The following is a 10,359-nucleotide window of genomic DNA, read 5'->3' as shown; positions in this document are numbered from 1 at the left end:
ACTTGGAATTCATTACTTCAAAAAATCTAAATATTACAAGAAAAAATATTTATCAAAAATTTAAATCGCTGTTTTGGCGATTTTTTTATACAAAAAAAGTGCTCGAAAGCACTTTATAATAATTCAACGTTTTCCTGTTCTGCTTTTTCTTTTTCTTCTTTCGTTCAAATCCCTACTTGAACCTCTCCAATATGTTTTTTTTCTAATAAAAACATAGATAATCTGCTTTGACCGATTCCTCCTCCGATTGTGAGAGGGTATTCATCATTTAAAATTTTTTCATGATAAAAAGATAGTTCAGAATTTGGAATATTTTCAAATTTTTGTTGCATTTCTAATGCTTTTGCATCTACTCTGATTCCCATTGATGATACTTCAATCGCTTTGTTATTTACATAATCGTAAAAAATTAAGTCTCCGTTTAGTGTTCAATCATCATAATCAAAAGCTCTTTTTGAATGCTTAATACCGTCTTTAAGAGGATATCCGATTTTATAGACAAAAAAACTTTTGTGTTTTTTTGCATATTCATTTTCTCTTTCGGTAGCTTCTAAATTTGGGTATAACTCTTCTAGTTCTTCAGAAGAAATAAAAGTAAGCTTTTCAGGTAATTTTTTTCTTAATTGAGGGAAATTAAAAATTAATTGATGTTCTGTAAATCTAATTGCTTTATAGATTTTTTTAACTATTGATTTTAAAAATGTTAAATTTCTGTCTTTCTTTTGAATTATCATCTCTCAATCTCATTGATCAACATAAAAAGAGTGAGTATTATCTAACACTTCTTCTTTTCTTATTGCATTCATATCAGTTCAAATGCCTTCATATACATTAAATTTGTATTTTTGTAGTGCATGTCTTTTTCATTTTGCTAATGAATGCACAATTTCAAGAGATGATTCAATATTTAAAGCATTAAATAAAACTGGTGTTTCCCCATTTAATCCGTCATTAATTTTGGTTTTTGATTCAACAAATAATGGTGCAGAAACTCTAACCAAATTTAAAGCTTTACTTAATGACTTGCTGAAAGTAAATTTTAAATCTTGAATTGCAAGTTGCGTTTCTTTTATATTTAATTTACTTTTGTACATTTTGTTTTTCCTTTAGCGAAATACGTGTCATTAGTCCATATTGTGAACCATAAATAACAAGTGACAAGGTTTGGAAAATTAATGGTGAAATTAATGATTCAAATGCTTTATCATTAATGCCTGTAAAAATAAAGTATAAAATTCAAAAAATGTTGTTTGCTGTAAATATTAAAACCATTCCTTTTGACATTGTTCCAAAATTTTTTGTTTCAAATCCCTTTAAAATTTGAGGTAAAAAAGCAAAGGTTGTCAACATTGGAGTAATTTGGGCAAATAATAAATCTAAACTTGTATATTTAGGATTTGAAAAGTCGTGAATTACCCCATAGAAAGCTAAAAATGATAATATTACAATCAAGGAATTAAATATTAATGTGCCTACTAAAACTCAAAGTGCATTTTTTTGTCTTCATTTTTTTATCGAATCTTTATATAAGAAGAATAAAACAAATGAGTAAATAAAAACACAAATTGAATTAGCATATAATGCTGAGGCTAATTTTTGTTGTCCGAATCCACCAAAAATAATTCAACCAAGAAGTCCAACATAAAATAATCAAAATGAATAATACTTAGTGTCTGGGTGGGTTTTTCTCACTTTAATAGAATGAATTAACTGTGGAATTGAAAGTGATAAAGTGATTCCAAAAGTAATTAAACTCAAAATAATTAATATAACTGATAAAGCCATATTATTATCTGTAATTCCAAAAAATTTATACATTGTTTTCCTCTATTATTAATTGTTTTTCTATAATGTTGTTTATTTCATTTGTTGCATTATAAAAAATGGCGTGACCTGCATTTTTTATCAATATTGATTTTAAATCATTTTCTTTTATAACTGCTTCAACGAAATTTTTAGGAAGAAAATTATCAAATTCAGAATAAATAATTAAAATTTTTTCTTTTTCTTTATACAAAGGTTTAAGTTCACTTATTAAAAATTTTGCATTTAATAATTCTTCATTTACAAGTTTATTAAATTTATTTAAATTTTCATAAATTTTATGTTTTTGATTGACTAAAATTGCTTGTTTGAATTTTTCATTTTGTGCAAATTTTTCATATGAATCAGGATCAAATAAAGAAAGTTGAGAATCAATTATGTCTTTTTCATTTTGAGGAATAAAAAATCTTTTTTTGTTATTTAATTTTTCTTGATAATTTAAATCATTCGAATATATAACTGGAGTAATTAAAAAAGAAAATTTAATATTTTTATTAATTTTTAACAATTTCAAAGCAATGAAACAGCCCATAGAATGGGCTGCTAAATAAATTGGCTTATTTGAAAATTTTGTTCTTATTAATTCATTAACAATTTCAACATAATAATTTAATGATATTTCTTTTTTATGTGTTGTTCCATTGTTTCCTGGTAAATCTAAAGCATATAAATTATAATTTTTATTTTTCTTTTCGATTAATGGTAAAACTCTTTGTCCAGTGTCACCAAAGCCATGAATAAACAAAACATTTGGTTTATCATCAATTTCATTTTGCTCATAAAATATTACGTTTTCGTTGTTAATTAATAATTCTTTTTTCAACATTTTAACCTAATATTAACTTTAAAATTTCTTCTTTTTTAATTGTTCCAAAATATTCTTCAAGATTTATACTATCTAAAATCTTTGTTATTTCTTTTTCTGATAAAGTAATATTATCAAACAATTTTTCAATTTCCTTTATGTTTCTTTTTGATAAAAAATCTCCTTCAAAAACTAGGTTTATTATTTTTCCGTTTTCCACATTTGCTTTTACAGACAATATTCCACCTTGAAATTTTTCAGTATTAGAAAATGAAAAATTAGCTGATTTATTGTAAATTCAGTCTTCAGAGCTAAATTTATTTTTCAATTCACTTAATTCTTTTTCGTATTTTTTATAAGGAATTTCTTCTAGTGAAGAATCATAATTTTTAATAAAAAAGTCGATTAATTTATTTATAAATTCTTCCGCTGTAATTTTTAGTGGTAGCTCTTCCAAAATATTAGTTACTCTTTTTCTTACAGATTGAATACCTTTAGATTCATATTTAATTTTTGAAGGATTTAATGCTTTGCTTAAAACACTTAAATCAACATTGAATAATAAGGTACCATGACTAACAATTCTATTTTTGTTATTTATATATTGTGCGTTTCCACTTATTTTTGCTCCATTAACTAAAACATCGTTTCTGCCGTGGAATTCTGCATTTAATCCTAATGATTTTAAGTAATCAATAATTGGTTTTAAAAATCTTTCGTATCCACTTTTTTTATTGTAATCAGTAATAAATGAAAAATTGATATTTCCTAAATCATGGTATACTGCACCGCCACCAGATAATCTTCTAGCTAATTCTATATTTTTTTCTTTTACATACTCTCTATTTATTTCTTCGTAAGCGTTTTGATTATTTCCTATGATGATTGCATTATTATGTTGATAAAGAATTAAAATATCTCCTTTTATATCTTCATCATTCATAATTAAATTTTCAAGTGATAATGTTACATATGGGCTTGTTTCATCAATTTTAAAAATTTTCATTATTTTTCCTCTTCTTGTTTTTTCACAACATAGATTGAATCATTTATTCAGATTATGTCATCTGGTTTAATTTTTGTTGATCTACCAATAGGTTTTTTGTTATTAATTTTAATATTATTAGTTTCTATAAAAAATTTAGCTTGTCCACCGGTATCAATAACATTTATTTTTTTTAAAAATTGTCCTAATGTTATTTGTTCTTTAGATAAAAAAATTGTTTTCGACATATATCCTTCTTTATTATTTAATTGGTGTAATTAATTGCTTGCAATTTTCATTTGATTTTGAAATTATTAAGATTTTTCTTATTTCTTTATCAATTAATAAATATATTTCTCCATCAAAAACAGAAATTGCATCTTTAATGAAATTGAAATTTACTTCAAAAGATAATGAATTTCTTCCCTCAAGTTTAAAATTATGAGTTTTAGAAACTGAATTTCCTATTTCTGCTTGATAGTTTGAAACTTTAAATTCATTTGAATTAATATTTATTTCTATTTTTTTGCCACCTTGTGTAGAAGCAATTACAAAACCTTTATTTAAAATATCCATTAATTCATCTTTATTTATTGTTATTTTATATTCAAGATCAGTTAATTTATTTAGAATTTCTTCCATATTTTTATATGGTTGGTCTATTATTCTTGAAGTAATTATTGTATTGTTATAATTTATTCCAAATTTTAAATTGTTATAAAACAATTTTACTTTTTTTGGCACATCAAATGGTAATAAATCTTTTACATTATTAGACAAAATAGATAAATCAAATTCATCATTTACTATATTATTTACTTTTAATTGATAATAAGCCAATCTGTATGTATCACTTGCGGCTAATCTTATTTCATTATTTTTGAATTTAAAATTTATACATTTATATAATAAATTATTATCGTTTGAAACTGCAAATTGTACAGATTTAATAGCTTTTTTAAATTCATTGGTGTCTATCTCAATAGATTTAACATTTGTTGATTCTTCAATAATAGGAAAACTTTCTATTTTATTTGTAGCTATTGAATATTCTGATTCACCTTGATAAATATTAATATTGTCATTAATTCCTTTTTCAATTAATATACTTTTACTTAATTTTTTAATAACATTTTTAAAAATATTTGAATGAATTAAAAATTTTCCTTTTTCAAATACTTTTACTTTGTTATTATCCACAACTAATTTTTTAATTATATTTATTGAACCATTAGTTGCTTGAAATTCAATAAAATCAGAATCAACTTTAATTAAAATACATCTTAAACCATAAATACTGTTAATTGGATCAGAAAATTTAGAAACAACTTCTAATGTGTTATCTAAAACTTTTTTGTCTATTTCAAATTTCATATTTACCTCATATAAATAATATATTTTGTTAATTTGTTAATAATCATTAAAAAGTTATTTTTTTGCTTATTTTTTTAAGAAAAATTAACTTTTTATAATTTTTTATTTGTTAATAAAACTATAAAGATTTATAAATATCATCACTAATTGTAGAAATGACATTTTTTAAATTTTTATCTGATTTCTCAAAATCATCTTTAACTTTTTTAACAGCAGTTAGAATAGTAGAATGATCTCGACCCCCAAAAAATTGTCCAATTTTCTCATAAGGGAGTTTTAATTGCTCTTTTATTATATAAATAGCAATATATCTTGCTAATACAACATCTCTTGTTCTTGATTTACCAATCATTTCCTTTTTAGATATTTTGTAGTATTTTGAAACGTATTCGATAATTGTATCAGGAGTAATGTTTTCTCTATTTTTATGAATAGTTTCAAAAATTCCTGTTACAACAGCAAGAGTGTACTTAGAATTCATTCTTTTGTCAATTTCTTTTGTAAAAAATTTTATTCTTGTTATAGCACCAATTAAATTCCTAATTGATTGTGAATTGTTTCTTGTAATATATTTTTTTGCATCTTTTTCTCAATTACTTAAGTCAAAATTGTTACTTTCAAGCAAGAAGTCTAACACTTTTAATAAATCACTTTGATTTGGAGGTTTAATTTCAATTTGCAATCCATAAGAAAGTCTTGAAATTAATCTTTCTCCAAAAATAACAGGAAGATAATTGATATGTTTATCAGCTGCAAAAATAGTAAGTAATTCATTATTTATTCTATAATCCAAAATATCATAAATAAGTTGAATTGTTGCTCTTTTAGAACCAATACCAAAATTTTGAAAATCATCAAAAATCAAAACATCATATGAGTTTAATTCATTTTTTAATTTATTTATCTTTTTTTGATCGTTTTCTTGTAATAAAAGAGAAACTTCAGAAGTGAAAATATTAGGATTAATATATTTCACATTTTTATTTCTATTAGTAAGTTCATTATGAATTGCAAATAATAAATGTGTTTTACCTAAACCAGATTTTGCATATAAAAATATTGGACTATATAATGAAACTTTTCTTTCATTATTTTCATCGATTATCATTTGTGCCATTTCAAAAGCTTCTAAATTGAAATCACTAATACAATAATTTCTAAATGTAAAATTAGCATTTATGTTATTCTCTTTTTTTTCAGAAGAAGAATTAGTTTTTAAGATTTTTTTACTTTGATCTTTAATAATTTCAACTTTTTTTTCAGTTGTTGGATTTTTGATAACCAGAAAAGAGTAATTACAATCAATATTAAAAGCTTCATTTAGTGCTTTTAATATATTTTCGTCGTAATTATTTTTAATCATTTTCAAAATTTCATTACTTTGAGGAGAAGCAATAATTACTTTCTTTTCTTTATTATCAAACCCATGAATTTTTCACTGAGCAAAAAAAGTGTTATACATCATAGAGTCATTAATTTCCATTTTAAGACTGTTTAAAAATAAATCATTAAAAACTTTTAAGTCTATTTCATCAAAATTTTCTTTTGTCATAATTAAATATTAAATGTTAAAAAAAATAAATTAAACATAATGTGAATATTTATTAAAAATTCACAAATTATCAACAATTTATTAACATAAAAAACACCTATAAAAAAGACATAAATTGTAGTTATAAACAATAAAATATTCTATTGTTTTAAATTGTTAATATTTTATGAATTTACTATTGAAAAAATAAAAAAAATTTCTTATTGTTTTGAATTTAATAAAATTGCAACATGGATAAAACAAATCAAAAATTTATTGGAAAATTCACAAAAATTTTGTCCGGCGGGGCAAGCAAAGAATGAAAATATACTTTTGCTTTATTTGAATATGAAGGAAGAAAAAAAATTCCTGTTTATATAAAAGGAAAAGAGATAGAATTATTCATCGAATATGAAATTTATTGTTTATATAATGAACTAAAAGAAACTTGAAATTTAGAAGAAATAAAATTACATGAACTCAAGAACACCAAATTAGAAGTTAATATCTTGAAAAAAGTTGAAGGATTCGGATTTAAAAAACTAGAACTTTTAAAAAATAAATATGGCGACAATTGAATTGAAAATTCAGAAAAAAATAATTTTTATGCTGAAGATTTGGGAAATAAAATAGCAGAAAAACTAAAAAAAGAATTAAATAAAATAAATGACAACAAAATTTATAAATACTTTATTGAAAATTCACTAATATCTCAATATGACAAAATTGTTTCTTTAACAGAAACAGAAGATTTAATTCAATATTTTAAAAAAAATGACATATTTGATTTATTTATCAATTTTGGGTTCGATTTTGAAACAAATTTAAAAATTGCAGTTTTATTAAAAGAAAGTCCATTAATTTCAATTAGTTCGTATTCATTTTATAGAGCTTTTATTTATTTATATATATATGAAAATTTTAAAAATAATAATACGCTGATTTCACTGTCAAAAAACATGATCAATTATGTTGACACCGAAATAGAAAAATTAAATACTTTAATTAAAGTAGATAGATTTGATATTTATGATGTTTTGATAGAAATGATAAAAAGAAACGAAATTTTGCAATTTAAATCAGAAAAAGGAATCTTAAAATTAACAACTTTTAAAATGTATGAAAAAGAAAAATATATTTTAAATTATGTTAAAAATTTAATCTTATTAAGTAATAATAAAAAAGAAATAAAAGAATTTCCAAAATCACTTTCAGAAAAACAAGGAGAAGCTTACTTAAAAGCGATTAATAAGAATTTTTCAATTATTTCTGGCTTTCCTGGAACAGGAAAAACATATATATTAAATGAAATTTATAATACTTTATTAACTGAAAATAAATACAAAAAGTCTGAAGTTCAAATTTTAACACCAACAGGAAAAGCGGGATCTAACATCACAACTAAATTTGGGATATTAACAAAAACAATTCATAGTTTTCTAAAAATCGATAAAGATGAAGGTTTAATGAATTTAAAGAATTATGAAACAAATGAAAATGTTAAAGTAATTATTATTGATGAATTTTCGATGGTAAATATAGATTTATTTTACTTATTATTAACTTCTTGTAAAGAAATAGAAAAAGTTATCTTAATTGGCGACCACAACCAATTGCCATGCATTGGACCAGGAAATATGTTAAGTGAATTTGTTAATTCGGATCAAATTGAAAAAACAAAATTGACAGAAATATTTAGAACAGATTGTGTTGACATTTGTGAGCATTTTTTAAATATTAAAAATAATATTGAACCGAATTTAAATACTGAAAATGTTAAATTTTATGAACAAAATTCAATAGAATTTTTAAATTTTATTGAATATAAATACGAAGAAGAAGTAAAGAAATATTCAATAGAAAATGTAACTATACTTTGTCCAACAAATCGGTTTGTTGATAAAATAAATGAAAAATTGCAAAAATGAAATAATGAATTTTTTAATTTTCCAGACGAAAATTTTAATGTTTTATTTGGAGATAAACCCTTATTTATAGGGGATAAAATTATTCAAATAGTAAATAATTATGAAAAAAATGTTTTTAATGGAGAAATTGGATACTTCAAAGACTTCATAAATGGTAATTTTATATTCAAAATTAATAATAAAGAAGTTGAATACACAAAAGCGGAAATTAAAGAAAATATAAAATTAGCATATGCTATAACAGTTCACAAATTTCAAGGTTCCGAATCTAATTCAATAATTTTTACAGTTTTTAAAGAATTCGAGAAAATGCTTAAAAATCAACTTCTGTATACAGCAGTTTCAAGAGCAAAAAAAGAATTGCATATTTTTGGTGATTCATATCTTTATATAAATAAAATTACTGATGTTAAAAATAACTATAAAATAGAAACAAATATGAAGTTATTACTAGAGGAGAACTAATGAAATTAATAGTTGGATTAGGAAATCCAGGTGAGAATTATAAAATGACAAGACACAATATTGGTTTTATGTTAGTTGATGAAATTGCAAAAAAATTAAATTTGAAATTTAATAAAAACAAATGAAACGGTACGTTTGTTATTAATGACGATTTTATTTTAGCTAAACCTGAAACATACATGAATCTATCTGGTAATTTTATTCAATCATTGATTAATTATTACAAAATTCTGCCAAGTGATGTTTTAGTTATTTACGACGAAAAAGACTATGAAATAGGTAAAAGTGCAATTAAAATAGGTGGAAGTTCTGGAGGACACAATGGAATAAAAAGTATAATCAATACAATCGGTAATGATTTTAAAAGGTTAAGAATAGGTATAGGTTACAACAAAAACTATGTTTTATCTGACTGAGTTTTATCAAAGTTTACATTAGAAGAAATTGAAATATTAAAGTCAGTTTTTCCAATTATTGAAGAAGCCGCTTTATCGTTTGTTTATAACGATATCAATTATGTAATGAATAAATTTAATCAAAAGAAGAAATAATGTATTTAGTAGCTGTAAGTGGTGGACCAGATTCTATGTATTTGCTCCATAAAATGATCAAAAAATACGGAAGAAAAAAAATTGTTGCTGTTTGTATAAATTACAACTTCAGACACGATTCAAAAAAAGATTTTGAAATTGTAAAAAACTTTTGTAATCAAAGAAAAATAATATTCGAAGGAAAAAATTATTTTTACAATGAATTAAATCTAAAAAATCTAAATTTTGAAAATAAAGCTAGAGAAGACAGATTTGATTTCTTTAAAAGCATTTATTTAAAATATGATGCAAAAGGTATATTTTTAGCACACCACAAAGATGACTGACTTGAAAGTGCAATAATGCAAAAAAATCAAAAAAGAATAATCAATTTTTTCGGTATAAAAAAATATAACTTCGTTAATGGAATGAAATTAATTCGACCCTTTGTTTTTAAATATTTCAAATCAGAAATATTAAAAAAATTGGAAAAATTAAAAATTGATTATGCGATCGATTATACAAACCATGAACCCTTCACATATAGAAACAAAATAAGAGTAGAATTAATAAAAGAAACAAGAAAAAATAAAAACAAAAAAATAAAAAAATTTAAAAAAATAAATAAAAAGATTCTTGATGAAGAAAAAAAAGCACAAAAAGAAAAGAAAAAGTGAGAGCAAAACCAATATGATCAAGAATTTTTTAAATTTTTCAATTACAAAAACAGAGTTGTTTACGGTTTAATAAATGAAAAATTTAAAAATATTAACTTAAGTTCCAAAAAAATTGAACAAATTATAAAGTTTATTGAATCACCAAACAGAACAAGTAATTATCTTTTAAAAGAAGATATTTATTTATTAAAAAATAAAGGAAAATTAATTTTTTAATTTTTTATAATACTAAATATTAAT

The 10,359-nt window shown here is 22.3% G+C and carries 10 protein-coding genes; 3 read left to right on the top strand and 7 right to left on the bottom strand.

Translation table 4 applies throughout. The annotated features are described in order from the left end of the window. Window positions 1–113 precede the first annotated feature (113 nt). From Q346_RS0102890 to dnaA, 7 genes are all read right to left on the bottom strand, one after another. On the bottom strand, window positions 114–1,094 hold the full coding sequence (locus Q346_RS0102890) for an aspartate--ammonia ligase (protein WP_027332989.1): 981 nt from the start codon (window positions 1,092–1,094) through the stop codon (window positions 114–116). Then, window positions 1,081–1,818: a PQ-loop domain-containing transporter gene (locus Q346_RS0102885; protein WP_027332988.1), complete on the bottom strand. Its 738-nt coding sequence runs from the start codon at window positions 1,816–1,818 to the stop codon at window positions 1,081–1,083. The genes Q346_RS0102890 and Q346_RS0102885 overlap by 14 nt, the downstream gene beginning before the upstream one ends. Further along, a complete protein-coding gene (locus Q346_RS0102880) occupies window positions 1,811–2,650 on the bottom strand; it encodes an alpha/beta hydrolase (RefSeq protein ID WP_027332987.1) in 840 nt (279 codons plus the stop codon). Before Q346_RS0102880 ends, Q346_RS0102885 begins: the two co-directional genes overlap by 8 nt. 1 nt (window position 2,651) lies before the next feature. Next, the gene (locus Q346_RS0102875; protein WP_027332986.1) at window positions 2,652–3,635 is read right to left on the bottom strand and encodes a lipoate--protein ligase; all 984 of its coding nucleotides are present in this window, start codon (window positions 3,633–3,635) and stop codon (window positions 2,652–2,654) included. Then, the gene (locus Q346_RS0102870; protein ID WP_027332985.1) at window positions 3,635–3,862 is read right to left on the bottom strand and encodes an RNA-binding S4 domain-containing protein; all 228 of its coding nucleotides are present in this window, start codon (window positions 3,860–3,862) and stop codon (window positions 3,635–3,637) included. The genes Q346_RS0102875 and Q346_RS0102870 overlap by 1 nt, the downstream gene beginning before the upstream one ends. Before the next feature lie 13 nt (window positions 3,863–3,875). After that, window positions 3,876–4,988 carry a DNA polymerase III subunit beta family protein gene (locus Q346_RS0102865; protein WP_027332984.1) on the bottom strand — a complete coding sequence of 371 codons (1,113 nt, stop codon included), beginning with the start codon at window positions 4,986–4,988 and terminating at the stop codon, window positions 3,876–3,878. 118 nt (window positions 4,989–5,106) lie between these two features. Next, a complete protein-coding gene (gene dnaA, locus Q346_RS0102860; protein WP_036438059.1) occupies window positions 5,107–6,540 on the bottom strand; it encodes a chromosomal replication initiator protein DnaA in 1,434 nt (477 codons plus the stop codon). A gap of 230 nt (window positions 6,541–6,770) precedes the next feature. On the opposite strand from dnaA, the gene Q346_RS0102855 reads away from it, so the two are divergent. Genes Q346_RS0102855 through tilS form a run of 3 tightly spaced genes read left to right on the top strand, consistent with a single transcriptional unit; the run spans window position 6,771 to window position 10,335 of the window. After that, window positions 6,771–8,912: an ATP-dependent DNA helicase gene (locus Q346_RS0102855; protein WP_027332982.1), complete on the top strand. Its 2,142-nt coding sequence runs from the start codon at window positions 6,771–6,773 to the stop codon at window positions 8,910–8,912. After that, the gene (pth, locus tag Q346_RS0102850) at window positions 8,912–9,463 is read left to right on the top strand and encodes an aminoacyl-tRNA hydrolase (protein ID WP_027332981.1); all 552 of its coding nucleotides are present in this window, start codon (window positions 8,912–8,914) and stop codon (window positions 9,461–9,463) included. Before Q346_RS0102855 ends, pth begins: the two co-directional genes overlap by 1 nt. Next, window positions 9,463–10,335, top strand: coding sequence for a tRNA lysidine(34) synthetase TilS (tilS, locus tag Q346_RS0102845; RefSeq protein WP_027332980.1), 873 nt, complete (start codon window positions 9,463–9,465; stop codon window positions 10,333–10,335). Before pth ends, tilS begins: the two co-directional genes overlap by 1 nt. Window positions 10,336–10,359: the final 24 nt, after the last annotated feature.

The sequence above is a fragment of the Mycoplasmopsis gallinarum DSM 19816 genome (assembly GCF_000621085.1).
GTDB lineage: Bacteria > Bacillota_I > Bacilli_A > Mycoplasmatales > Metamycoplasmataceae > Mycoplasmopsis > Mycoplasmopsis gallinarum.
This window is presented reverse-complemented; position numbering and strand designations above follow the sequence as displayed.